Below are 23,526 nucleotides of genomic sequence, written 5' to 3' on the forward strand. Positions count from 1 at the left end.
CATGCCGGTCAGTTGACCTTGCGGTCGGAGCCGCTCCAGAAACGCTCGCGCAGTTCCCGGCGGAGGATCTTCCCGCTCGGGTTGCGCGGCACGTGGTCGATGAACTCGTAGGCGGCGGGCAGTTTGAAGGCGGCCAAGTGGTCGACGAGGAACCGGTGCAGGTCCCGCGGAGTGGGTTCCTCCCCGGCGACGGGCACGACGAAGGCGTGGACGCTCTCGCCCCAGCGTTCGTCGGGTGCCCCCACGATCACTGCCTCGGCCACGCCGGGGTGGCGCTCCAGGACGTTCTCGATCTCGGCCGGGTAGACGTTCTCGCCCGCGACGAGGATCGCGTCCTTGATGCGGTCACGGATGAAGATGTAGCCGTCCTCGTCGACGTATCCGGCGTCGCCGGTATGGATCCATCCGTCGACGAGCGTCTCGGTCGTCTTGTCCGGCAGGCCCCAGTACTCGACCATGTGGGCCGGGGTGGCCAGGCAGATCTCTCCGACGGTGCCCGGCGGCAGTTCCTTGCCGTCGTCGTCGATGACCTTGCTGCGAACCCCCGGGTAGGGGCGGCCCGCGGCCTTCATCCTGGGGTGGCCGGAGACGTGGTCGACGGGCGGCAGGCACACGGCGGTGTTGCCGGTCTCGGTGAGGCCGTATATCTGTGCGAACTCGCTGCCGAACATGGCCAGGCTCTCTTCGAGCAGGGCCTCGGAGATGGGCGAACCACCGTAGATGATCTTGCGGAGGGTGGCGAAGTCGTCGGGCCGGATCCCGGGTTCTGCCAGCATCATGCGCAGCATCGCGGGGACGACGCAGGCTGTGGTGATGCCGTTGTCGCGAATGAGACCGATCGCGTCCCGAGGTGTGAAGGCGCGCATGGCCACCACCGTCACGCCGGCGTTGAAGTTCTGGGTGGCCCACCACAGGCCACCGATGTGGAACCCGGGGATGCCGACCAGGGCGATGTCGCCGGCGCGCCAGTCGATCCAGTCCAGATGTTCGCTCGCCAGGGCGTCGCGGATGGCGAAGAAGCTCCGGTGCGCCAGGACGACGCCTTTGGGCAGGCCGGTGGTGCCGCTGGTGTACAGCTGGGCGACCGGCGTGTCGGGGGTGGCGGTGGACGCCGGTTCGGTGTCCGGGTTCTCCGCCTTCCAGGCCGTGAAGCCGCCGGCCGCGCCGAGCCGGACCACCGTCTTCGGCGGCGCGGTCGGCAGACGGTCGAGAACGGCGGCGAACTCCTCCTCCAGGAAGAGCAGTTCGCTGCCGGAGTCCTTCAGGATGTGGCTGACCTCGTGTGCGGTCAGCCGCCAGTTGATCGGCACCAGAACGGTGTTGCTCTTGGCGCACCCGAAGACGATCTCGTAGTAGTGCTCGGACTCCTTGCCCAGATAAGCCACCCGGGCTCCGGGTTCCACCCCGGCGGCGCGGACGGCGTGGGCGATGCGGTTGCTCTCGCGGTGCAACTGCTCGTAGGTGAGACTGCGGTCCTCGCACACAACGGCGTTGACCTGCGGGTGATGCGCGGCGTGGAAGCGTGCCGTGTCGACGAGGGTGGTGAGCCGGGAGTTGTACAGCCTTCCGCCGGATGTCCCGGGCGCGGACGGTTCGGCCATGTGCGGGCCTGCCTCTCGTTCTGCTCTCGTTCTGCTCTCGGTCTGCCGGGGGCGTGCCGCTGCCGGGCCGCCGACGGCACGCCGCTGTTCGGTCGCTGCGTTACGGGGCGTTGACGAAGGCCAGTTTCACGGTGCCGTCGCACCGCCCGCCCGCGTCGTCCCAGTACCGGTAGGCGGTCTCGGCGACGAGCAGCGGCTCTCCGCCCGGTGAGCGCCGCTCCACGGAGAGGAATTCGATCTCCCCGGAGAAGGAGCGGGCGTTGATGGGGCGTCGGAAACTGCCGCTGAAGCGGGCGATGAGGATGTCGGGCAACTGGTGGCGCCAGTAGTCGTCCAGCGTCCAGCCGGCGAATTCTTCCAGCAGCCCTTCCTTCACCGTCTTGGCGACGGTGTAGTACATCATCTGGTTGTAGCTGATGTTGACTTCAACGGAATTGAGATGGCCGGTGTCGTCGATGTAGCAGGATTCCGGAATGGCCAGTTCGCAGCGTGCGGTCACACGCCCTGTCCGGGTGCTCACCGACGCCGATTTCAGGTACTTGCAGTGCGCCTTGTACGGCCGCAGGACCTGGAACAGGAGTTCGTCGTCGTTGTCGAAGTCGCGCGACGACAGCGTGTGCTGAACGGATGTCCGCACGGTCACGCGGCCTCGTCGTAGAGCTTGCGCTCGTCGTGCACGGTCACCCGGTAGGAGACGGTCGGCTCCGGGGTGGTCGTGTGCCGGGCGCGGTGGATCAGGCTGCGGTTGTCCCAGAGGAGAAGGTCGCCCTTCTCGAAGGTCTGCAGGTGGATGTTGGGGTGGGTCAAGGTCTCGTCGAGTTGGCCGGTGGCGTCGAAGAGCCGGTGCAGCAGGTCGGTCTCCAACGGCTTGCCGTGCTCGTCCTCCATGGCGAGGGTGAAGCCTTCGCTGATGTAGAGGACCCTCTCGCCCGTCATCGGGTGGATGAAGGTGCTGGGCTTCACAACCGGCGGGGTCTTCGTGTCCACCTCCTCGACGATCTCGGAGATCGGCCGGTAGACGTCCGAGGGGCGGATCTTGAAGTACTTGCGCACCGAGTGCCGGGAGAAGGTGCCCGCCACTTCCTTCTTCACGTCCTCGGGGAGCTTCTCGTACGCCCTCCCCATGTCGATGAAGTAGGTGCCGCGGTTCTTCTCGGGGACGACCTGGGGATAGATGAACGTGAGGCCGAACGGATCCGGCATGAACTGGTAGTCGGCGTGCCAGAATTTCCCGGTCTTCGGCACACCTATCTGCTTGCCGTCCTCCGGCACGTTGGAGGAGACGAATATCTCCTCCACTTCTGGGTGCTTGTACATCGGCTCGTAGTACGTCTCCGGCCGACCGAAGCGCTTGCCGAGTTCCAGGAACTGTCGGGGCGCCAGGTCCTGGTTCTTCAGGACAACGATCTTCTTGGTGTAGACCGTCGCCTTGATGGCGTCGACGTCCGACTGCGAGGCGGTCGTGTGGTCGAACCCTTCGACCGTGGCGCCGAGGTCGTGACCGATGCGTTCCGTGATCTCCATCATCCCTGCTCTCTGTGTGCGCTGCGGCTACTGGGCGAGCTTCGATTCGATGAGCTGGGTGGTCGCGCCGAGAGTGAGGTCTTCCTCGAGTTCGTTGTCCTCGAGGTGGACACCGAGGTCGCGCTCGATGCGCATGCTGATCTCGACCAAGGTCAGCGAGTCGACGTCCAGTTGGGCGAAGGTGACGTCCGCACTGATCCGGTCGGGTGGCGCGTCGTGCAGTTTCGTGACGATGTCGACCAACTGGTCGTAGGTGGTGCTCATGGCGCGTGAGTTCCTCCTGTGTCGTGCGGGTCGGTCTGCGAGAGGGCGGGCCAGGTCAGGAGGCAGGAACCCCAGGTGAGTCCGCCACCGAACGCGGTGAGCAGGACGCGTTCGCCCGGCTCGATGGTGTGCTGGGCGGCCGCATCGGCCAGGGCGAGCGGAATGGACGCGGCTCCGGTGTTGCCTACGGCGTCGATGTTGGTCACCAGCCGTTCCGCGGGCAGTCCGAGGTCGTCCACAACCGAGCGCAGGATGCGCAGGTTCGCCTGGTGCGGGACGAGACGGTCGACGTCGTCGACCTCGCAGTCGGCCAGCTTCAGCGTGGCGCGGGCGGATGCCGTCATGCGAGTGACCGCGTGACGGTAGACCTCTTTGCCACGCATCGCGAAGTAACGGTCCTGCGGGTCCACCTCACCAGGCGTCGACCGCTGACGCGAGCCACCGGCAGCCACCATGATCAGCTCTTCGCCCGTGCCGTCACTGCCGAGGTCGAAGTGGCCGACGGCGCCGGGCTCGTCGGCGCGTCCGGCGCGCAGGACCACGGCTCCGGCCCCGTCTCCGAAGATGATCGCGTTGGTGCGGTCGTCCGGGTCGACGATGGTGGAGTAGGTGTCCGCGCCGATCAGCAGCACGCGGTCGGCCATCCCGGCCGTGATCAGGCTCGTGGCCGAGGCCAGCCCGTAGACGAAGCCGGTGCACACGGCGCTGATGTCGAAGGCCGCCGCTCCCGTCAGGCCGAGCCGGCCGGCCACGAGCGGTGCGGTCGCGGGGCAGGAGCGGTCAGGGGTCGTCGTGGCGACGACCACGGCGTCCACGTCTGCCGTGCCCGCGGACCGCAGCGCTCGGTGGCCCGCCTCCACCGCCAGGTCGGAAGTGGCTTGGCCGGGTTCGGCGAAGTGGCGTCGGCTGATGCCGGTGCGGGTGCGGATCCAGGTGTCGCTGGTGTCGAGCCGCTGAGAGAGTTCTTCGTTGGTCACGGCGCGGGCGGGCAGCCAGCCCGCCAGGCCGCAGAGGACGGAGGCCCGGTCGGACGGCGGGGAGGGCGGCGGCACGAAGGAACTTGGCGGCCGGTCAGGCGTGCTGAACACGAGGTCTCCTAGTGCTCCCGATGCGGTCGGTGAGGTCGCGGGCCGACAGGGACAGAACAGTCGTACGACGGGGTGGGAGTGCGTCTGCGGCTGTCGTCAGCGGTCCGCGCGCCTCTGCAAGGGCAGGAGGGCCAACGCACCGAGACAGATCCCGGCCGCGATGACATACACGGCGTCGCGGACCCCGTCGAGCAGTGCAGGGGTGGTCAGGCCATGACTCCCGGTATCCGCGACAGCGACCAGGACGGCGAGTCCCACGGCGCCACCCACCTGCAATGTGGTCGAGGCAAGCCCCGACGCGATGCCCTGGTCCCGGGCGGGGACGCCGGCCCCGGCCGCGATCCACATGCCGGTCCAAGCGGCCCCCTGCCCCAGGCTCAGCAGCACGATCCCGGGCAGCAGTCGCACGTAGGAGCCGTCGGCGCCGAGGGCGAGGGCGAGCAGCAGGGCGCCGGCGGCTCCCAGCGCCATGCCGCCCAGGAGCATGGCGCGCAGCCCCAGAGCGGCCACGGCCTTCTCGCCCACCTTCGTTCCGGCGGCCACGACGACGGCGGGTACGAGGAAGGCGGCTCCGGTGGCCATCGCGCTGTAGCCGTGCACCGTCTGGAAGTAGAGGGTCAGGAAGTACGGAAGCGAGCTGAACGTGGCGCTGAACAGCGCGGTAAGCGCCATGGCGCCGAGCAGGCCGCGCTGACGGAACAGGTGTCCTGGCGTCAGCGGAGCGCGGGTGCGGGTTTCGGTCAGTACGAAGAGGGACAACGAGATCAGCGACAGGGCAGCGCAGACCAGGACACCGCGACTGTCCCAGCCGGCCTCCGGCGCGTGGATGAGGACGAAGACGAGCAGGGTGATGCCCGTTGTCGAGGTCAGGGCGCCCGGGAGATCGAAGTCCCGCTGAGGGGGCGGTGGCTCGTCTGCGGGGAAGAGGAACGTTCCGGCCAGGGCGATGGCGCCGGCCAGTGGGACGTTGACGAGGAACACCGCCGGCCAGCCGAAGGCGTCCACGAGCACCCCGCCCAGCAGCGAGCCGAAGCAGAGCCCTCCGGCTCCGGCGGCTCCCCAGACGACCAGGGCCCGGTTACGGCTGGGGCCCTCTTCGTAGAGCGTGTTGATCAGGGACAGGGCGGCGGGGAACATGAGAGCACCGCCGATGCCCTGCACCGCGCGCACCGCGACGAGCGCACCCGCCGACTCCGAGAGCCCGCCCACCAACGAGGAGACCGCGTACAGCAGGGCGGCGACGATGAAGATCCTGCGCCGCCCCAGCAGGTCGGTGGCCCGGCCGCCGAGGAGCAGGAACCCGCCGGTCGCCACGACATAGGCGCTGACGACCCACTGGAGATGCTGCCCGGAGAAACCAAGACCGCTGCCGATGCTCGGGAGGGCGACATAGACGATGCTGTAGTCGAGCGAGATGACCAGTTGCGCGGCGGCCAGGACCAGGAGCGGCAGTCCCAGGCGCCGGCGTGACGAAGTGGACGGAGTATTCACTGCAGGCATCGCTTAACCGGTTCCCCCTACGAATCTGCCCTCTGAATCAGGACGGCGGCTCACCCCCGGATCGTGGCTCACTCCGTGCATTGCGACAAGCACCCGCCCTTCAATTTCGGCCTGGCTTACGCACTGGTGGCCAGAATTACCCACCCGTTTCGCGAACGATGGACATCCGGGTGCCGCCGACCGCAGGGCGGTCAGAGGGGAATCCCAGGTGGCCGCACGCCTTTGCCCCCAAGGGCGGGGGCAGTGGTCTCGTCCGGGCGACGGGGGACGAGGTTCCCCATTCGATAAGTCGGCTGGACCTGCCCTCCGGTTCCAGCCTTCGGGGTCGATTACCAGCGCGCCATGGATGGCCGATTCCAGGCCCTTCGCGGTGGGGTTGGCCGCACTTTCGATATCGTTCCGGCTGATCCGGAGCACGAGATTTCGAAAGAACAGAGAAGGCCCTATTCATAGGGAGTCGGATGGGGGACAAGGCTGGTTCCCGACCGCACCCGGGTTTTTTGTCACATGCCGAAGCGGGCCATTCATTGGATACCCCCCGCCGTATGTTTCACGGAGAAGTCGAAACGTGGTTTCGTCGCACCCCGGCCCGAACCGGGAGCCGGGCATGCCGGGCATGCACGGGTTGGGCGCCGTCGACCGTGAGGCGCAGGTGAGCCGATGACGAGCGCCGGTCACCATCCGTCAGCGGTGACCGGCGAGAACACCTCGATGGAGGTGGGGCAGGGATCGGCTACGGTGGGTGACGCCGTCAACGTCGGCGGGCTGCTGGTGGTCCGGGCCACGGCGGTCGGCGCCGACACCCAACTCGCCCGGCTCCCCCGACTGGTGAGCGACGGCCGGGCAGGCCCCGCATTCAGCGGCCGGCCGACGGCATCGCGGGTGTCCCGACTCCCGGACCGTCTTCAGCAGGCTCTGGACGTGCCGGATCTCGGGGCGGACAAGGGTCGATGCGGTGATCGTCCCGTGCGGTCGTGGACGAACGGAGGGTGCCGCCCGCTCAGCCCTCGCCCATCAGCTTTCGGATCTCGGCGATGAGTACGACGAGCGCCTTCCGCTCGGGGACGGTGGTTTCCGGGTGCCACAGGTCGACCAGCAGGCACGTGCGCGGACGCGTCCCGCGGTTCCACGCCTCGTGCTCGAAGGAGTAGTCGAACAGCAGGCACTTGCCCTCCTGCCACGACCGAGTCTCGCCCGCGACCGTGATGCCGCAGTCCTCGGGGATGTCGACCGCCAGGTGCAGGTTGATGCTGAAGTTCCACAGGTCGCAGTGGGGAGCGATCGACGCCCCGGGGAGCAGGGTGGAGAAGTGGCACTCAAGGAGGGGGCAAAGCCTGCCCGTGTCGACCGCCTCCTCCTTGAGGACCTGGAACGCGGTCGGCACCGTGTCGGCCGACTCACTCACCAACCCGCCCTGACGGAACAGATAGAGGGCCTGCCAGTCCGACTGTCGCGTGAGGTAGTGCTCGTAATCCGAGAACGCGTTCCGCCGCGCGGCCCAGGCAGTCTCCAACTCCTTCTTGATCACCGCATGGTTCGCTTCGAAGGCGTGCACCACGGGCGTCAGTTCCGGGTGACCGTACGGGTCGTGCCAGGGCTGCTGCGAAATCCCCGGCAGGATCCACTTGGCGCCCTTCTGGAGCGGGTGGCATTGCTGCTTTCCCGCCTCCAGCATCTGCTCGACCCGGGCGATCGACTCCGGCCCGTACTCACTCCTGATCGTCGCGAAGGCGTTCTCTATCTCCGGGGTCATGAAATTCTCCAGGATTTCGAGCTCCACGGTCCTTGCGTACCGTGCGGAGGGTTCACAGGGCGCGTACCCCTCCCGTCAGAGTGGAAAGCGCATGGTGCGGCCGGGGCGGGAGCACGTTCGACGACAGACATGATGTAGCGCGCCCCTTGTGCCTCCAATGTGCTTCCAATGCCTAGGAATCTCCAGGACGGCCGGGAACCGGAGGGAAAGTGGAACCGACTCCCCAATGGGGTTTCCCTGCACCGAGTTCTCGCTCATTTCGGGAGCGGTTGGCCGTGTCGGTGCTCGTGCGATCCGGGGTCGCGGTTCGTCGCCGGCGTCGGTGCCACGGCAGGTGCCGACGGACGGCGGCGGTCTCCGCCGGTCCAGCGTGCTCGGCGAGAACAACCGGCTCAGCAGCGAGGGCTCCGGGCGGAGTACCAGGAGATCGGTCAACACCTCTGTCCGGAAGACCCGATGCCCTTCAAACTCCCGCTCGGGTTGTCGGCAACAGGAAGCTGCGGCGCTCGTCGTCGGTGAGCCGGCGGAAGACCCGGGACCGGGCGCGCCTGAGCAGGGCGTCCATATCCGTGGCGGGTTCCCAGATTCTTACGCTGCGGTCGCGGGAGACAGTGGCCAGGTGTGAGCCGTCCGGATGCCATGCCAGACCATTGACCTGGTCGTCGTGGACCCCCACGACGGCCAGTTCGCGGCCGTCGTCCGGGTTCCAGAGCCGTACGGTCCGGTCCCAGGACACGGTCGCCAGGTGCCGCCCGTCAGGTGACCAGGCGACGCCTTGAACGCGTTCCTGGTGCCCGGTCATGGTGACGAGCTCCGCACCGCTGAACGGGTCCCAGAGGCGAATGGTGCGATCCCGGGAACCGGTGGCGAGCCGACGGCCATCAGGAGACCAGGCGACGCGCCACGCGTAGTCCGTGTGCCCGTGCAAGGTCGTCACGGCCGTTCCCCGACGGGTGTCCCAGACGCAGAGCGCCTTGTCGGTCGACGAGGTGGCGAGGTGGCGGCCGTCGGGAGACCACGCGGCCCCGCCCATCCAGTGCCTGTCCCCGCGGAGCACCATGAGTTCGGTGCCGTCCGACGCATCCCAGACGCGGGCAGTGCTGTCGCGTGATGCCGTTGCGATCCGGGTGCCGTCGGGGGACCAGGAGACCGTCGTGAGTTCGTCGCCATGGCCGCTCAGCACGGCGAGATGCGTCCGGCCGCGTACGTCCCAGATCTGGGCGGCGGTACCGCTGGACGTGGTGACCAGCCGCTCGCCGTCGGGGGACCACGCCAGATCGGACACGGCACCTTCGTGTCTCAGCGTGGCCAACGGAGCATTCTGCGCGACGTCCCAGATCACGGCCGTGCCGTCCTGGGACGCAGTGGCGAGGCGGGTGCCGTCGGGCGACCAGGAGACGTTCTGGACCGAGTCGTCGTGGCCGAGCAGAGTGCCGCTCCGGCTGCCACGCGGAGTGGCGTCCCATATGGCCACCGTCCGATCGCGGGAGACGGTGGCGATGCGACGGCCGTGCCAGGCAATGCCGTTGACGCTGTCGGTGTGGCCGATCAGCCGTGATTCCTCACCGGTGCATGCCTCCCAGACGTGGACGGTGCGGTCGTCGTCTCCGGCGACGATGTGGCGGCCGTCGGGGGACCACGTCACACAGTTCAGCGGGGTCAGCGATTCGAGCTTCCGGGCCTGCGGCTCGTCCCCCGCCTCCTCCGCTTCGGCGATGTTCCACACCATGGCCGTGCGGTCCTCCGACACCGACGCGAGACGGCGGCCGTCGGGACACCAGGCGACGGCGGAGACGCCGGCCCGGTGGCCGGTCAGCTCGGTGGTGCGCCCGCCGGGCGACAGGGACCAGACACGCACCGTGCCGTCGTCCGACGCGCTGGCAAGACACTGCCGCCGGCCGGGTGACCAGGCAAGGTCCCACACCGGCAGCTCATGGCCGGTCAGCACGGTCAGTTCGGCATGCGTCTCCGCGTCCCAGATCCGTACGGTACGGTCGCTGCTCGCCGTGGCGAGCCGGTCGCCGTCCGGTGACCACGCGAGAGCCCCGACGCTGTCGTCATGACCGGTGAGCACGCCGAGTTCGGCCCAGCTCTCGGCGTCCCAGATGGTGACGGTACGGTCCCGCGAACCACCTGCCAGCCGCTTCCCGTCCGGTGACCAGGCCACCGCGTACACCCTGTCCCCGCGGCGACAGGTGAGGGCGACGGGATCCGCGGCCTCCTGGGCATCCCAGATCCGGACCGTGCCGTCGTCCGACGCGGTCGCCAGTAGTGACCCGTCGGGAGACCAGGCCACAGCGTTGATGTCCTGTTCGTGGCCGCGGAAGACCGCACGCCGCCGGGAGGCGCCCAGAGCGGTGTGCAGGGCCTGTTGGGCGGCCGAGGTCGGGGCGCACTCCTCGACGGCGGCGAGCGCCGCAAGGATCGCCAGCTCCGGGTCGCGTTCGGCGCTTTCCAGAGCCCGGTGGGCGACCGCGTCGGCGACACGTTCCATGGAGGCTCTGTCCTGGCGGATGGAGCATTCCAGAAAAGCGGCGACGAGCGGGACACCGGTGAGGGCTTCAGGCGCCTCGTCCGCCCAATCGCCTGCGACAGCCAGCCGTTCGCCGCTCAGCAGGTAGGCGTCCCGCCGACCCGAGCGTTCCCAGTCCTGTGCCCATCTTTCCAACTCCGTACGGCGCCGCAGCTTGTCCGCGCCGGCCGAGACAGCTTGACGCAGCGGAGCCCACTGTCGGAAGAGCGCCTCATGGGCGGCACCCAGCACGGCGTTGTCACTGGTGAGCAGGCGCCCGGCGACGAACGCATCGGTCACGGTGCGCTCTTCGGGCGTGAGGTCGTCGCGGTGCACGCGGCGGCGGGTCGGTTCGCCGTGCTCCACGGCCACGAATTTCAGCAGTGTGGAGACCACAGGCGTGTCCGCGTCGGCCGTACGCAATTCGGAGGTGATCCGGTCCGCCTGGTCGGACAGTGCGCCCGCCACAGCGCCTGCACGGCGGTAGTCGTCCTCCGTCACATTCCCGCCGGAGCCCACCCGCAGGAAGAGTTCCTGAAGGGTGTACGCCAGTAGCGGCAGCGCGTCCCCGCCTCCGGCATCGTCCACCATCCGTGCCACGACCCCGGGAGCGAAACCCAGGCCCGCCTGTTCCGCGGGTTTCTCGATCACCTCGAACAGCTCTGTGCGGCCGAGCACGCCGACCAGCGTCGGCTGGTGGATCAGCGCGGCGTGCCCGGTCTCCAGGAAGTCGGTCAGGAAATCCGATCGCAAGGTGGCCACCACCCACAGGTGCGGATCCGCCGCGAGCGACTCGTCGAGCAGTGAGAGGAACACGTCCCGGTCCTGGGCTCCGGTCAACGTGAGGAGTTCTTCAAGCTGGTCGACGACCAGGAGCACCGGCGCGGCACGTCCGCCCCGTGCCGTGCGCAGCCGCTCCAGGCAACGCTGTACGCCCGCGGGCCCCTGGGCCAGTTCCGTTCGAACCTGCTCGGCGGTCGTACCGGGCAGCATCGCGGCGAGACTCGACGCGAAGCCCACCAGAGGCTCGGCGCCGGGTGCGAACGGTGGCGCGATCACCCAGCGGCCGCGCCGCCGTCCCAGGGCGGGCAGCAGCCCCGCCCGCACCAGCGAGGACTTGCCGCTCCCGGAAGGACCGATCACCGCGACAAACCGGTGCGCACGGGCCGGTGCGGACGGATGGAGCCTGCCGACGAGGTCCCTGATCTCCCGGTCACGGCCGAAGAACACGCCGGCATCGTCCTCGGTGAACGCCTCCAGCCCGGGGTACGGCGGCTGCGAGGAGCTCCACGACCGCGTGATCGCGACGGGCCGCGCCAGGAAGTGCAGCCAGACCTGTCCCGCGACGAGAAGCAAGAGCACGATCGCGACCAGAAGCACCGACCATTCCCGCAACAGACGCAGTGGCCACGGGACATGGTCCGTCCGACTGGTGGCGTAGTTGGTCGCCATGCCCAACAAGGCCCCGAGCAGCATGAGCAGGACATCCAGGACAAGCTTTACCGGACGACGGTCCACACATCCCCCATCAGAATTCAGAGCCCGTTGCCACCCCACGTGCGCCAGCCAACCCTATGCACGACTGCTCGGTTCGACCGGCTCCGCCCGGCGGCAGCGGTTGCTGCAAGCGGTCCTTCGCAAGAGCGCCGAGGGCCCCTCCGACGACGGCGGTGCGGTGCAGTCGTGGGAGCCCGCGGCGTCTCCCGTGCTAGCGTTCACTGTTTGCAGCGTCGCTGTGTCGGTGCTCCGTCCGGTGTTCCTGGCCGGTGACCGCGTATCCGCCGCGCCTTCCTCGGTACGGTTCTTTCGGAGGAAGGCTTTCTGTGAGCGAATCAGTACGCGGCGATGCCCGGCGGCAGGACCGTGTGTCCGAGGCGTCGGACGCCGCTTCGGCGCCGCCCGCGATGGCGTCCTTCGCGCAGCTGGGGCTGCCGGCCGAGGTGCTGCGGACACTCGACGAGCACGGTGTGACCGTGCCCTTCCCCATCCAGGCGGCGGCGCTGCCGAACGCGCTCGAGGGACGGGACGTCCTGGGCCGGGGCCGCACGGGATCCGGTAAGACGCTCGCCTTCGGCCTGGGGATGCTCGCCCGGACGGCCGGGCGGCGCGCACAGCCCAAGGAGCCGCTGGCGCTCGTTCTGGTGCCCACCAGGGAGCTGGCGCAGCAGGTCGGTCAGGCGCTCACCCCGTACGCCGAGGCGCTGCGGCTGAGGATCGCGACCGTGGTGGGTGGTGTGTCCATCGCACGGCAGACCGCCGCACTGCGGGACGGCGCCGAGATCGTCGTCGCCACGCCCGGTCGTTTGCACGACCTCATCGAGCGCAAGGGCTGCCGACTGGGACGGGTGCGCATCGCGGTCCTGGACGAGGCCGACCAGATGTGTGACATGGGGTTCCTGCCGCAGGTCACCGAGATCCTGGACCAGGTGCGTCCCGACGGGCAGCGGATGCTGTTCTCCGCCACTCTCGACCGCGACGTCGACCAACTGGTGCGGCAGTACCTGCGCGACCCGGCCGTCCACTCCGTGGACCCGTCGTCCAGTGCGGTTTCCGGGATCGAGCACCACGTCTTCGTCGTGCACGGCCCGGACCGGTACGCCGTGACCACGGAGATCGCCGCCCGGGACGGCCGCGTCCTGCTGTTCCTCGACACCAAGCACGGCGTCGACCTGCTCACGCGGCATCTGCGGGCCAGCGGCGTGGCCGCCGCCGCCCTGCACAGCGGGAAGTCCCAGCCGCAGCGCACCCGGACCCTGGCCCAGTTCAGGAACGGGCAGGTCACCGCACTGGTGGCCACGAACGTCGCCGCACGCGGCCTGCACATCGACGACCTCGACCTCGTGGTCAACGTCGACCCGGCCACCGACCCCAAGGACTATCTGCACCGCGCGGGCCGCACGGCGCGGGCCGGCCGCTCCGGCACCGTCGTGACCCTCGTCCTGTCGGGGCAGCGCCGCGAGACGAGTCAGGTCATGGCGGAGGCCGACGTCGCTCCCAAGGTCACCAAGGTGCGGGCCGGCGAGGCGGAGCTGAGCCGGATCACCGGTGCCAGGGCCCCCTCCGGGGAGCCTCTCGACGGCGGGCCGGCCGTGTCGCGTCCCAAGAGCCACAACGCCCCGTTCCGCGGTCTGGGCAGTGCCAAGGACGCGAAGAGCGGTTCCGGTGGGAGGCCGTCCCGCAAGAGCAGCGAGGCCCGCATGCTCGCGGAGGCCCGCAAGGCGGCCCGGGTACGGCGCGGCGGCTGATCCCGGCCTCCTCCGGACGCCTGTCTTCGTCCACGTGCCCGCCGGACGGGCGGGGCGGGCGGGGCGGGAGGTCGGCCGGGGGGACCGGACGGCGGACCGGGCTCGGGGTCAGGGTTTCCCGGCTCCCGGCGCGGGCGCCGGGAAGGCCACGACCCGGCCGCTTGGCTCCGACTGCTCGGGCCCGCCCCAGTTCTGGCCGACGACGTACAGCCGAGGATCCTCTCCTCGGCTCAGCGCGCAGGCGAAGGCGCCCCTGTCCAGGTCGACCGTGGCCATCACCTCACCCCCCTCGCGTACACGCACACAGTGCTGGTTGCCCACGTCCGCGTACCAGAGCGCGCCCTCGGCATCCAGACAGATCCCGTCGGGATGGTCGCCGGGCGTCCGCGCCCAGACCCTCCGGTTCTCGAGGCCACCGTCGTCCGTGATGTCGTACGCCGTGAGGCACTCGGCGTACGACTCGGCGACGATCAGCGTCCCGCCGTCAGGTGTGATCGCCATCCCGTTCGGGAATGCGAGGCCGTCGGCCACCCGGCGGACAGCGCCTCCCGGCGTGACCAGCACGACGAGGCCCGGCGCGAACTCGCCCTGGGGGAAGTCGAATCCGATCGTGTTGACATAGGCGTTGCCCTGGGCGTCCACGACGATGTCGTTCCACGGCTTCGTCGAGATCTCAAAGAGGCCGGCGTGCGTCACCAACGATCCGTCGGGCTCACGGCGCAGCAGTCGGCGCTGTGCCGAGTCGACGACCAGCAGCCGCCCGTCGGGGAGGAAGTCGATGCACATCGGGAACGACGGGACGGTCACCACCACCTCGTGGCTGCCGTCGGCGTCGAGCGCGATCACCTGGTTCGCGCCCCAGTCGGCGAACCAGAGACGTTCGCCGTACCAGCGCGGCGACTCGCCGAACACGATGCCGTCCATCAGGACTTCGGGGGTGCTCATGCCGTGGCTCCTTCTCTCGTCCATGACAAGGCAGACCGGGCCGGCCTCCGGAACTCATCGTGATCCGGTCCGGGTGCCGAGTGCCGAGTGCCGAGTGTCGGGTGCCGAGTGCCGAGTGCCGATGAAGGGACCCGGACCGGTTCTGCGAGATCTTCTTCGCCAGGAGGGCACCGCGGCGGCTCCGCGCCGGTCCTACCCGCCGTGCACGATCTGGATCAGATTGCCGCAGGTGTCGTCCAGAACCGCGGTGGTGACCTGGCCCATCTCCAGGGGGTCCTGGGTGAAGCGCACCCCGAGCTCGCGCAGCCGGTTGAACTCCGCGACCACGTCGTCCACGGCGAAGGACGTGGCCGGGATGCCGTCCTGGACCAGCGCCTCCTTGTACGGTTTCACCGCGGGGTGGCCGTCGGGCTCCAGAAGGAGTTCGGTCCCGTCGGGGTCCTCCGGAGAGACCACGGTCAGCCACCGGTCCGTGCCGATCGGGACCTCGGTCTTCTTCACGAAGCCCAGTACGTCGGTGTAGAAGCGCAGGGCCTTGTCCTGGTCGTCGACGAAGACGCTGGAAATGTGGATCCTCATGGGGTGCTCTCCGGTGGTTCGGGCCTGAGCCACCGTGTCACGATGCGCTCAAGGGGTTCGGTGTTCAGATCGTGGAACTTGTAGCGGCCCTGGCGCCGTGAGACGACCAGACCTGCGGATTCCAGTACGGCCAGGTGCTGGCTGATCGCCTGGCGGGACAGCCCCAGTCCGTGCTTGGTCAGCAGTCGCGCGCAGATCTCGAACAGGGTCTGACCGTCCCGTTCCACGAGTTCGTCAAGGATGCGCCGACGCGTGGGATCGGCGAGCGCCTTGAATATGTCCTCCGCCACGCCCACCAGAATAGGCAAGTGGTTACTTGCCTATCAAGTGGAGTCGCGGCAGAGTCCTTCCGATGGCGAGGTGGCCGTGGGTGCTACCCGACGCACGACCCTTGACGGGGCGCACTTACTGGCCAGTAAGCTCGCGCCACCCCTCGAAAGACACCGGTGTCCCTTCCCGTGCTGGTGCGGTGGACCGGCCCCACAGCGGGCCCCCGCACACCCGCACACCCGCACCTCCGCACCTCCGCACGCCCATACACCCGCCCGCCCGCCCGCTCCCGTGATCCGGAAGCGTCCGGCGCCGTGTCCCTGACGCTCCGCGAGTGCTCCGTCGAGGAATGTGAGTAGACCCGTGAAGAGACCTCTGGTGATGTCCGCCGTCGCCGCGGCCAGTGCCCTTCTCGCAGTACAGGCGCCGCTCCCCGCCCAGGCGTCGAGCGCCTCCGGCTTCGGCCCCTCCAGCAACCCGATCCTGTTCGTGCACGGCTACAACGGCAGCGCCGGCAACTGGAACACCATGGCCGACCGCTTCAGGAACGACGGCTGGCCGTCCTCCCACCTGGATCAGTGGTCCTACGACTCGCGCCAGTCGAACACCACCACCGCCCAGCGACTCGCGGCCGAGATCGACGAGCTGCTCGCCGCCACCGGCGCCACTCAGGTCGACATCGTCAGCCACTCCATGGGCGGGCTTTCCTCGCGCCACTATCTGAAGAACCTCGGAGGAACGGCCAAGGTCGATGCCTGGGTGTCGCTGGGCGGTCCGAACCACGGGACCGACAGCGCCAACAACTGCTTCGACGCGTCCTGCACCGAGATGCGCATCGGCTCCGACTTCCTGACCGCTCTCAACTCGGGTGACGAGACGCCCGGCTCGCCCCGCTACGCGACCTGGTGGTCGCCCTGTGACGCCGTGATCAACCCGGACAGTTCCGTCTCCGTGTCCGGCGCGGTCAACACCCGGACCGCCTGTCTCGGCCACACGGCGCTGCTCAGTGATGCGGTGGTGTACGCGCAGACGCGCGACATGATCGACAAGTGACGCGCCGTCCCGGTGTGAACGGAGAGTGCGGTGACGTCCCCGCGGGTGACGTCGCCGCCGTCTCGGTGCTCATCCGGCTCCGTCGGCGGCCTCGGACGCGGAGCCCTGTCCCTGGGCCCGCCCGGCCAGGCGGTCGAGACGTTCGCGGTGGAGGGGAGTCAGCCGGAGGTTTTCCGCGGCGAGGTTCTCCTCCAGGTGGTCGACCCGGGAGGTGCCCGGGATGGGCAGGATGACCGGTGAGTGGCCGAGGAGCCAGGCGAGCGCCACCTGCGTGGGGGTGGCGCCGGCCTCGGCCGCCACGGCGGCGACCTCGGCCGTCGTTCCCGACTTCCCCCACGCGACCGGGCGCCACGGCAGGAACGCGATCCCCGCTGTCCGGCAGGCCGCGAGCACGGGCTCGTGCTCGCGGTCGAGCATGCTGTACCGGTTCTGGACGCTCGCGATGTCGACGATCCGCCGTGCCTGGTCGAGTTCGGCGACGGTGATCTCGGACAGTCCGATCCGGCCGATCTTGCCCTCGGCCCGCAGGTCACGCAGCGCGCCGAGCTGGTCGGCGAGCGGTGTCCCCGGGTCGATCCGGTGCAGTTGGAGCAGCTCGATCCGCTCGACGCGAAGTCGGCGCAGCGCCTGCTCGACCTGATCGCGCAGAACAGCCGGCCGCCCGTCGAGCCCCCACTCACCCGGAGCGCCCGACAGGGCGACACCGACCTTGGTGGTGATCAGCAAGTCGTCCGGGTACGGGTGCAGAGCCTCGGTCAGGAGTTCTTCGTTGGCTCCCGCGCCGTACATGTACGCGGTGTCGATCAGGGTGACGCCCAGTTCGACGGCCCGCCGGGCGACCGTGAGGGAGTTCTCACGGGCCGGGCCCGGCTCCGTGGGCAAGTGCATGGCCCCGAATCCGAGCCGCCGTACTTCCAGATCCCCGCCGATATGAAACGTCGTCGATGCCATGTGCGTTCTTCCCCCTCTTGGTCAAGGAGCGACGCTAACAGGGCGGTTGGCCCACGGCCGTCGTTCCCGGGCAGGACTTCCGGGCGCCCCGCCGGGGGTGCTCCGCCCTCGGAGGGTGGGCGCGGCGGGGTGGGGACAGTTGATCTGTTGACATGTCCAGTGCGAGTCGGGATTCTGTGGAAGCGCTATTTCATCGATGTAAAGCACGTCGGAAGACGTGCCACGCGACGTCCGGGGCCGCCGATCCGCCCCGACGCCCTCCTGACCAGACGTCACCCCAACGTCGGCCTTCTTCCGTCGGCCCGGCGTCGAAGCGGAGGCCCGACCATGGGAACCAGGACCATGAAACTCTCTCGCAGTCATTCCGGGATCGCCGCCGTCGTGCTGTCCGGTGTCCTTGCTGCCGCGATGTCCGTGTCGTCCGCCGAGCCGGCCCAGGCAGGTGCGTTGGGCTCTGCTGCCCCGGCCGGCACCGCGGCCCCCGAGGGCCAGACCGGTCTACGGGCCGCGGACCCGAGCGTGATCCGCGTCGGTGGTACCTACATCTCGGTGCAGTCGGCCGGTGGGGGCATCGCCGTGCGCCAGGCCACGTCGACGGCCGCTCTCGCCTCGGCGCCCGCCCGGCAGGTCTGGTCGGACATCCGCGATCACGGTGAGGTCTGGGCTCCGGAGATCGTGAGGGACGGCGGCCGCTACTACATCTACTTCTCCGCCGGCCGCGGACCGGCCCACCGGATGTACGTCATCAGCTCCGCCTCCCCGGACAGCGGATACACCGCCGAGACGCGGATGGCCCTGCCGGACGACAAGTGGGCCATCGACGGAACCATGTTCACCTTCAACGGGCAGCGCTGGTTCGTCTGGTCCGGCTGGGCCGGCGACACGAACGTGGAACAGAACCTCTACATCGCCCGTATGAGCAGCCCGACCACGACGACCGGCGCGCGCCATGTCATCTCGCAGCCGCGGGAGGCCTGGGAACGGGTGGTGGGCAACCCGTTCATCAACGAGGGACCGGAGCCCATCAAGGACCCGAACGGGCAACTGCACATCGCGTACTCCGCCAACGGCAGCTGGAGCGAGCAGTACTGTCTGGCCGACCTGAGACTGCGGGCGGGCGGTGACCCGACGTACGTATGGGACTGGTACAAGTCCAACGGCTGTCTGTTCGGCTCCAATCGGGCCACGATGATGGCCGGCTGGGACCCGACGCTGTACGTCAACGGCCCCGGCCACCACACCTTCGTCCTGCTCGACGGTGACATCGCCACCAGCCCGCCCGCCGGTCCGCGGTTCCCCCTGATGTTCCACGCCGTGCCGAAGGGGACCCCGTACTCGTGGGCCAACCGGTACTGGTACACGGGGACGTTCGCCTGGTGGGGCAACACCACGTACAGCCGCGCCAACGTCCCCGGTCCGAACAACGACACCGGCTGGAGCATCAAGTTCTTCGAGTAGCCCTGAACGCGTGCCGGACGCCCGCCGGTTGCTCCGGCGGGCGTCTTGGTCCGGGAGGAACCGGCGGGTGTGCGGTGGCGCCCGTCAGACCCGTCGCAGCAGCCACACCTGGGGCTGAAGGCCGTTGCAGGTCCACTGCCGGACGTTGGCGCCGGCCGTCCTCGAGCCCTCGGCCACATCCAGGCACTGGCCACTGGACCTGGCGACGAGCCTGAAGTAGCCGCGGCCGACGCTCTCCAGCCGCCAGTCCTGGGCCGCCATCCCGTTGCAGTACCACTGCCGCACGTTCGCGCCGGGGGCGGTGGAGCCGTTCTCGACGTCCAGGCAGTGCCCACTGTTACGGCCGGTGAGGGTGAAGCGATCCCCGCCGCGCGCCCGTAGCGTCCACTGCTGCGGGCCCAGACCGTTGCAGGTCCACTGCTGGACGTTTCCGCCGGCGGCGCGCGAGTCGCCGGCCACGTCCAGGCAGTGACCACTGTTCGCGTTCACCAGCCGGTAGAGGCCGCCGTCCACGACACCGGCGGAGTTCCCACTGCCCGTGGCACCGCCGGTGGCGAAGTAGGCCCGGCACACGTCGCCGTCCCAGTCCGTGGCGATCTCCAGGACCCGCCGGCCATCGACCGAAGGCAGAAGCGGAGAACTGTAGTTCTGGCAGTAGTTCGCGGTCGGGTTCGCGACCCGCACCGGTGCCTCGATCTCGTACCAGGGTCCGGAACCGTTCTCGGTGTTGACGAGGATCGTTCGTCCGCTCTCGGTGGCGGGAGTGCCGTCCCGGTTGAGCAACTGCTGGCCGACCAGCAGAATTCGGCCGTTCGGGCCACCGTCCGGCGCGGGCGCCCAGGCGATGGTCGGCGCCGCCCGGAAGTACTTGCCGTCCACCGTCTCCGGACGGTGGCCGAGGAAGGCCGGGGCTCCCCAGTCCCACCCGTCGGCGGAGGTCCTGTAGTGCACGACGCACTGGTACTGACCGCCGGGGTTGCAGATCTCGAAACTCATGAAGTACGTGCCGTTCGGCAACCTGCGGACCACCGGCATTCCCGGCCGGTCCGCCGACCAGTCACTCGCCACGGTGTCACGGCGGTCCTGCCAGTGGACACCGTCGTAGCTGCGCGCGGCGGCGAGTTTCTGACTGTGCCCGGCGTCGGTCTCGTCCGCGTAGTGACACACCAGCGCCCCGTCGGCCGCCACGGAGAACTCCGGCTCCCACAGGCCTCCTGTCCCGCTCGCGGTGGCGCAGGTCGACAGGTACGACCAGCTGCGCCCGAGGTCGTTGCTGCGCCAGACGCGCAGGGCCATCCGGCGGTCCGCCTCGTCCTGACCGGCGGATGAAGCCCACAGCAGGGTCCCCGCGGGCAGAGCGCCCACAGGGCGCGGAAGTTCGAAGAGGGTCGCGCAGCACAGGCCTTGCCCCGACGTGGACTCAGGGTCTCGGACGGAGCCGACCTGCCGGAATGTCGCGCCGTCGTCGGTGCTCTCGTGAATGGAGCCGAGCCCGTTGTCGCCGTCGAAGGTGACGACGCTCGCCAGCACACGCCCGTTGGCGGAACCGCTGTGCGCGAGTCGTACGGCCCGCGGGTAGAGGCCGGTACCCTCCCGCAACGGCGTGCCCGTGGATGCGACGGAACTCGTCCCGGCGGCTGCGCCGCTGTCCGCGGAAGCGGCCGCCGCAGGGGCCCCGGCCGAGGCGGGAAGGGCGAGGGTCAGGCCGAGTGCCGCGGCCATGGCGAAGGCCGCGGCGGTACGGACCGTGTGCCGGAAGCGGCTCGCGGCGCCGGTGGACGCGGCGCCAAGGTCGGCGTCGGCCGAGGGGCAGGTGGGGGAGTGCGGGTGAGTGTTCGCCGAGGGGTGCGTGGGGGAGTGCGGGTGGGCGCTCGCCGAGGGGCGGGCGAGGAATCTGCGCAGACGCAAAGGGAACACGGACTTCCTTCCTGTTGACGCGGACGGCACAGGGTGCGGTACAGCGGTACGCGGAAGCTGCCCGGACGGTGCCGGGACAGTGGGCCGGGACGTGTTCGCCCGCCGTGGGACGGCATGCCGCGGTCAGGCAGCCGGTCACGGTTCCGGCCGGGCGAGCATCAATGTAAGGGCTGATTTACATCGATGTACACAGTCCTGCGCCGAGAAGTGCATCAGCATGCACGCACGACGGGCCGTCGCGCATTGCCGGTTCCCGGCAATCTTCGCGCGTCATCAGCCGCTTGCCATGGCTATCGAGAATCGATAGATTTCCATCGTAGTTCGATCGAGGGAGTGACGATGGGGAAACTTACAGTGCTTGCGCTGCGCGCCGTGCTCGTGGCACTGCTCGCCGGAACGGTGTTCGTCCAGACGCTGATGGTGGCGCTGCCGGCCACCGGCATCGATGAGAGCGGCGTCCTCGCGGACCGGCGCACCCCGATCCTCGTGATCACCGTCCTGGGAGCCGTGACGGTCCAGGTCGTCCTGGTCTGTGTCTGGCGGCTCGTCACGATGGTGCGACACGGAACCGTGTTCTCCCACGCCGCCTTCCGGTACGTGCACATGGTGATCGGCGCCTTCGTGGCCGCCGCACTCCTGGTGTTCGCGCTCGGGGTGGTCCTGGCGCCGGGCGAGGAGGTGGCGCCGGGCATCGTGCTCCTGCTCGGCGTGGTCTCCCTGGCGGTGTTCGGAATCGCGCTCATCGTGCTCGTACTGCGAATGCTGCTCGTCCAGGCGGTCGCGCGTGACGTCGAGGCGACACAGATGCAGGCCGAGCTGGACGAGGTGATCTGATGCCGATCACCGTCGACATCGACGTGATGCTGGCCAGGCGGAAGATGTCCGTGGGGGAGCTCGCGGAACGCGTCGGGATCACGCCCGCCAACCTGGCGGTCCTCAAGAACGGCCGTGCCAAGGCGGTGCGCTTCACCACGCTCGCCGCGCTCTGCGAGGTGCTCGAGTGTCAGCCGGGAGACCTGCTGCGCTGGGAGGCGGAGGACCTGGTGGACGACGCCGCCGCGCACGCGGAGCACCGGTGATCGAGGCGGGAGCGGCGGAGCGCCGCTCCGGCAGCCTCCTGGAAGACGACCGCCTGACCACCTGACGACCTGACCACCTGACCACGTGACCTCCTGTCCCCGGCTTGGGTGCCGGGGGGTCGAGGCGTCGGTGGGCCCCGGGGCCGACGAGCAGCCCAGGCCCACCACGCCGGTACGGACCGCTCGCGCGGAGCAGGCCGCTGCTGCCGCGCCCGCGCGAAGCGATGCCTGCCCGAAGCGACGTGACCCGAGCGACCCGACGCGACCCGAGGGCTCAGTTCCCCCGTATGTGTCCGACGCGCGTGGCCCGCCTCCGCCCCGATGCCGCACTTCACAAGGAGCAGACCATGACGACAGCCGACACCGCCCACTGCCCGAAGGCCGCCGCCAGTACCGACGTACTGGTGGTCGGGGCCGGGCTGGCCGGCCTCCACACCGCCACGCTCCTCGCACGGCAGGGCCATGACGTACTGCTGGTCGAACGGCGGACCGCGCTCGCCACCGCCATCCGCACCACGGGAATCTTCGTGCGCAAGACGCTCGACGACTTTCCGCTGCCACCCGAGTGCCTAGGGCCGCCGATCCGGCGGGTGATGCTCTATCCGCCCAGTATGCGCCGCCCCGTCAGCCTGACCAGCGATCGAGACGAGTACCGGGTGGGGGACATGGGGCCGCTCTACGCGGCTTCGGCCGACATCGCGGTCGACGCCGGCGTGCGGATCGCGCTGGGCACACGCTACGTCGGCCGTGACGGCGACACCTTCCACCTGGCGGGTCGCGACGGGCCGACGGCGATCCGGGCACGCTTCGTCGTCGGAGCCGACGGCGCCCGCTCGAGAGTCGCCCGCGACCTCGGGCTCGACCGCAACCGCCACATGCTGATCGGTGCCGAGGAGGTCTTCGAACTGTCCGGGAGCGACGAGCCGCCGACGTTCCACTGCGTGCTCGACCCGTCGCTCGCACCCGGCTATCTCGCCTGGGTGATCAACGACGGGCAGCACGCCCATGTCGGCGTCGCCGGCTCCGCCGACCGCTTCCCGGAAGGACTCCGCCGGGCACTGGAGAGGTTCAGCGCCTCGGCGCCCGGACTGGCCGGAGTCGACCGTCCCGAGGCGGTCGAGCGGCGCGGAGGCCCGATCCCCGTCGGTGGCGTGCTGCGCCGGATCAGCTGCGCCGACGGGCTTCTCGTGGGGGACGCGGCGGGCGCGGTGTCCCCGTTGACCGCGGGCGGACTGGATCCGTGCCTCCGGCTGTCGGAACTCGCGGCATCGGTCCTCGACGACGCGCTGCGGGCAGGCAGGCCCGACGCGTTGACCGGCTACGACGGAGCCGTGCTGCGAGCGCGCTTCCGGGGACGGCTCATGCTGCGCAGGGGGCTGGCCCAGGTGCGGACTCCGGCCGCGGCGACGGCGGCGTTCACACTGCTGCGCACGCCGTTCGGCAGAGCCGCGGCCGGTCGAGTCCTCTTCGGCGACAGGTCCTTCCCCCTCCCGCACACCGCGGGCGGACACACGGGCCTCGCGACAGGGAGCTGACGCGCAGCCCGCGTCGCCGACCGCCCCGGCCGTCAGGCTCCTTTGCGCCGGGCCGTGTCGCCGCAGCCCTCTCCGTACCCTCTCTGCACCCGCCCCGCAGCCCTCTCCGCACCCGCCTTCGCAACCTCCCCGCGGACGTCTCCGCACCCGCCCCCGCAGCCCCCTCGCCGAGGGGCAGTCCTGGGCCGGCGCGGGTGGGATCGTCCGCATCCCGGTGGGCGGCGGCTCGCCATGAGGACGATCGGGCGCACC

The 23,526-nt window shown here is 69.6% G+C and carries 20 protein-coding genes; 7 read left to right on the top strand and 13 right to left on the bottom strand.

The features are described from left to right. Positions 1-8: 8 nt before the first annotated feature. From ACFYV1_RS07330 to ACFYV1_RS07355, 6 genes are all read right to left on the bottom strand, one after another. Positions 9-1,601: a long-chain-fatty-acid--CoA ligase gene (locus ACFYV1_RS07330; protein WP_389394373.1), complete on the bottom strand. Its 1,593-nt coding sequence runs from the start codon at positions 1,599-1,601 to the stop codon at positions 9-11. 100 nt (positions 1,602-1,701) lie between these two features. Next, positions 1,702-2,238: an FcoT family thioesterase gene (locus ACFYV1_RS07335; protein ID WP_389394597.1), complete on the bottom strand. Its 537-nt coding sequence runs from the start codon at positions 2,236-2,238 to the stop codon at positions 1,702-1,704. A gap of 2 nt (positions 2,239-2,240) precedes the next feature. Beyond that, complete coding sequence (locus tag ACFYV1_RS07340) at positions 2,241-3,125, bottom strand: TauD/TfdA dioxygenase family protein (RefSeq protein ID WP_389394598.1); 885 nt, start codon at positions 3,123-3,125, stop codon at positions 2,241-2,243. A 27-nt stretch (positions 3,126-3,152) separates the two neighbouring features. Next, positions 3,153-3,389, bottom strand: a complete 237-nt coding sequence (locus ACFYV1_RS07345; protein ID WP_389394374.1) for an acyl carrier protein — start codon at positions 3,387-3,389, stop codon at positions 3,153-3,155. Beyond that, on the bottom strand, positions 3,386-4,477 hold the full coding sequence (locus tag ACFYV1_RS07350; protein ID WP_389394375.1) for a beta-ketoacyl-ACP synthase III: 1,092 nt from the start codon (positions 4,475-4,477) through the stop codon (positions 3,386-3,388). Before ACFYV1_RS07350 ends, ACFYV1_RS07345 begins: the two co-directional genes overlap by 4 nt. 96 nt (positions 4,478-4,573) lie before the next feature. Further along, on the bottom strand, positions 4,574-5,977 hold the full coding sequence (locus ACFYV1_RS07355; protein WP_389394376.1) for an MFS transporter: 1,404 nt from the start codon (positions 5,975-5,977) through the stop codon (positions 4,574-4,576). 711 nt (positions 5,978-6,688) lie between these two features. Between ACFYV1_RS07355 and ACFYV1_RS07360 the strand changes: the two genes are divergently transcribed. Next, positions 6,689-7,015: a hypothetical protein gene (locus tag ACFYV1_RS07360; RefSeq protein ID WP_389394599.1), complete on the top strand. Its 327-nt coding sequence runs from the start codon at positions 6,689-6,691 to the stop codon at positions 7,013-7,015. Here the strand turns inward: ACFYV1_RS07360 and ACFYV1_RS07365 are convergent. Together ACFYV1_RS07365 and ACFYV1_RS07370 are read right to left on the bottom strand one after the other, a co-directional pair. Then, complete coding sequence (locus ACFYV1_RS07365) at positions 6,978-7,730, bottom strand: aspartyl/asparaginyl beta-hydroxylase domain-containing protein (protein WP_389394600.1); 753 nt, start codon at positions 7,728-7,730, stop codon at positions 6,978-6,980. The genes ACFYV1_RS07360 and ACFYV1_RS07365 overlap by 38 nt on opposite strands. Before the next feature lie 463 nt (positions 7,731-8,193). Then, entirely contained in the window at positions 8,194-11,718 is a 3,525-nt protein-coding gene (locus ACFYV1_RS07370) for an AAA family ATPase (protein ID WP_389394377.1), read from the bottom strand. Positions 11,719-12,146: 428 nt separating this feature from the next. On the opposite strand from ACFYV1_RS07370, the gene ACFYV1_RS07375 reads away from it, so the two are divergent. Beyond that, entirely contained in the window at positions 12,147-13,487 is a 1,341-nt protein-coding gene (locus ACFYV1_RS07375; RefSeq protein ID WP_389394601.1) for a DEAD/DEAH box helicase, read from the top strand. Positions 13,488-13,595: 108 nt separating this feature from the next. Here ACFYV1_RS07375 and ACFYV1_RS07380 read toward each other — a convergent pair whose 3' ends face one another. The 3 genes from ACFYV1_RS07380 to ACFYV1_RS07390 all read right to left on the bottom strand — a co-directional run bounded on the left by ACFYV1_RS07380 (position 13,596) and on the right by ACFYV1_RS07390 (position 15,301). Then, positions 13,596-14,432 carry an SMP-30/gluconolactonase/LRE family protein gene (locus ACFYV1_RS07380; RefSeq protein WP_389394378.1) on the bottom strand — a complete coding sequence of 279 codons (837 nt, stop codon included), beginning with the start codon at positions 14,430-14,432 and terminating at the stop codon, positions 13,596-13,598. 192 nt (positions 14,433-14,624) lie between these two features. Continuing rightward, positions 14,625-15,011, bottom strand: coding sequence for a VOC family protein (locus tag ACFYV1_RS07385; protein ID WP_389394379.1), 387 nt, complete (start codon positions 15,009-15,011; stop codon positions 14,625-14,627). Continuing rightward, entirely contained in the window at positions 15,008-15,301 is a 294-nt protein-coding gene (locus tag ACFYV1_RS07390) for an ArsR/SmtB family transcription factor (protein WP_389394380.1), read from the bottom strand. Before ACFYV1_RS07390 ends, ACFYV1_RS07385 begins: the two co-directional genes overlap by 4 nt. Positions 15,302-15,644: 343 nt before the next feature. Here ACFYV1_RS07390 and ACFYV1_RS07395 point away from each other — a divergent pair, with 343 nt between their 5' ends. Continuing rightward, on the top strand, positions 15,645-16,334 hold the full coding sequence (locus ACFYV1_RS07395; RefSeq protein ID WP_389394381.1) for an esterase/lipase family protein: 690 nt from the start codon (positions 15,645-15,647) through the stop codon (positions 16,332-16,334). A gap of 69 nt (positions 16,335-16,403) precedes the next feature. Here the strand turns inward: ACFYV1_RS07395 and ACFYV1_RS07400 are convergent, their stop codons facing one another. Further along, positions 16,404-17,285 (bottom strand): aldo/keto reductase, encoded by an 882-nt coding sequence (locus ACFYV1_RS07400; protein WP_389394382.1) that lies wholly within the window; start codon positions 17,283-17,285, stop codon positions 16,404-16,406. A gap of 342 nt (positions 17,286-17,627) precedes the next feature. Between ACFYV1_RS07400 and ACFYV1_RS07405 the strand changes: the two genes are divergently transcribed. Continuing rightward, on the top strand, positions 17,628-18,743 hold the full coding sequence (locus ACFYV1_RS07405; protein ID WP_389394602.1) for a glycoside hydrolase family 43 protein: 1,116 nt from the start codon (positions 17,628-17,630) through the stop codon (positions 18,741-18,743). A gap of 84 nt (positions 18,744-18,827) precedes the next feature. Here ACFYV1_RS07405 and ACFYV1_RS07410 read toward each other — a convergent pair whose 3' ends face one another. Next, positions 18,828-20,465 (bottom strand): RICIN domain-containing protein, encoded by a 1,638-nt coding sequence (locus ACFYV1_RS07410; RefSeq protein ID WP_389394603.1) that lies wholly within the window; start codon positions 20,463-20,465, stop codon positions 18,828-18,830. Between the two features lie 534 nt (positions 20,466-20,999). Between ACFYV1_RS07410 and ACFYV1_RS07415 the strand changes: the two genes are divergently transcribed. The 3 genes from ACFYV1_RS07415 to ACFYV1_RS07425 all read left to right on the top strand — a co-directional run bounded on the left by ACFYV1_RS07415 (position 21,000) and on the right by ACFYV1_RS07425 (position 23,274). After that, a complete protein-coding gene (locus tag ACFYV1_RS07415; RefSeq protein ID WP_389394383.1) occupies positions 21,000-21,494 on the top strand; it encodes a DUF2975 domain-containing protein in 495 nt (164 codons plus the stop codon). Further along, positions 21,494-21,739: a helix-turn-helix domain-containing protein gene (locus ACFYV1_RS07420; RefSeq protein ID WP_389394384.1), complete on the top strand. Its 246-nt coding sequence runs from the start codon at positions 21,494-21,496 to the stop codon at positions 21,737-21,739. The genes ACFYV1_RS07415 and ACFYV1_RS07420 overlap by 1 nt, the downstream gene beginning before the upstream one ends. A gap of 347 nt (positions 21,740-22,086) precedes the next feature. Next, entirely contained in the window at positions 22,087-23,274 is a 1,188-nt protein-coding gene (locus ACFYV1_RS07425; protein ID WP_389394385.1) for an NAD(P)/FAD-dependent oxidoreductase, read from the top strand. Positions 23,275-23,526: the final 252 nt, after the last annotated feature.

It is taken from the genome of Streptomyces sp. NPDC003023, assembly GCF_042888225.1.
Classification (GTDB): domain Bacteria; phylum Actinomycetota; class Actinomycetes; order Streptomycetales; family Streptomycetaceae; genus Streptomyces.

Bases quoted from the DNA above. Each gene is read 5' to 3' on its own strand.
- ACFYV1_RS07405 (WP_389394602.1), top strand. From the start codon at position 17,628: ATGAAACTCTCTCGCAGTCATTCCGGGATCGCCGCCGTCGTGCTGTCC.
- ACFYV1_RS07385 (WP_389394379.1), bottom strand. From the start codon at position 15,011: ATGAGGATCCACATTTCCAGCGTCTTCGTCGACGACCAGGACAAGGCC.
- ACFYV1_RS07410 (WP_389394603.1), bottom strand. From the start codon at position 20,465: ATGGCCGCGGCACTCGGCCTGACCCTCGCCCTTCCCGCCTCGGCCGGG.
- ACFYV1_RS07425 (WP_389394385.1), top strand. From the start codon at position 22,087: ATGACGACAGCCGACACCGCCCACTGCCCGAAGGCCGCCGCCAGTACC.
- ACFYV1_RS07400 (WP_389394382.1), bottom strand. From the start codon at position 17,285: ATGGCATCGACGACGTTTCATATCGGCGGGGATCTGGAAGTACGGCGG.
- ACFYV1_RS07360 (WP_389394599.1), top strand. From the start codon at position 6,689: ATGGAGGTGGGGCAGGGATCGGCTACGGTGGGTGACGCCGTCAACGTC.
- ACFYV1_RS07340 (WP_389394598.1), bottom strand. From the start codon at position 3,125: ATGGAGATCACGGAACGCATCGGTCACGACCTCGGCGCCACGGTCGAA.
- ACFYV1_RS07380 (WP_389394378.1), bottom strand. From the start codon at position 14,432: ATGAGCACCCCCGAAGTCCTGATGGACGGCATCGTGTTCGGCGAGTCG.
- ACFYV1_RS07420 (WP_389394384.1), top strand. From the start codon at position 21,494: ATGCCGATCACCGTCGACATCGACGTGATGCTGGCCAGGCGGAAGATG.
- ACFYV1_RS07355 (WP_389394376.1), bottom strand. From the start codon at position 5,977: ATGCCTGCAGTGAATACTCCGTCCACTTCGTCACGCCGGCGCCTGGGA.
- ACFYV1_RS07365 (WP_389394600.1), bottom strand. From the start codon at position 7,730: ATGACCCCGGAGATAGAGAACGCCTTCGCGACGATCAGGAGTGAGTAC.
- ACFYV1_RS07345 (WP_389394374.1), bottom strand. From the start codon at position 3,389: ATGAGCACCACCTACGACCAGTTGGTCGACATCGTCACGAAACTGCAC.
- ACFYV1_RS07330 (WP_389394373.1), bottom strand. From the start codon at position 1,601: ATGGCCGAACCGTCCGCGCCCGGGACATCCGGCGGAAGGCTGTACAAC.
- ACFYV1_RS07370 (WP_389394377.1), bottom strand. From the start codon at position 11,718: ATGCTGCTCGGGGCCTTGTTGGGCATGGCGACCAACTACGCCACCAGT.
- ACFYV1_RS07415 (WP_389394383.1), top strand. From the start codon at position 21,000: ATGGGGAAACTTACAGTGCTTGCGCTGCGCGCCGTGCTCGTGGCACTG.
- ACFYV1_RS07375 (WP_389394601.1), top strand. From the start codon at position 12,147: ATGGCGTCCTTCGCGCAGCTGGGGCTGCCGGCCGAGGTGCTGCGGACA.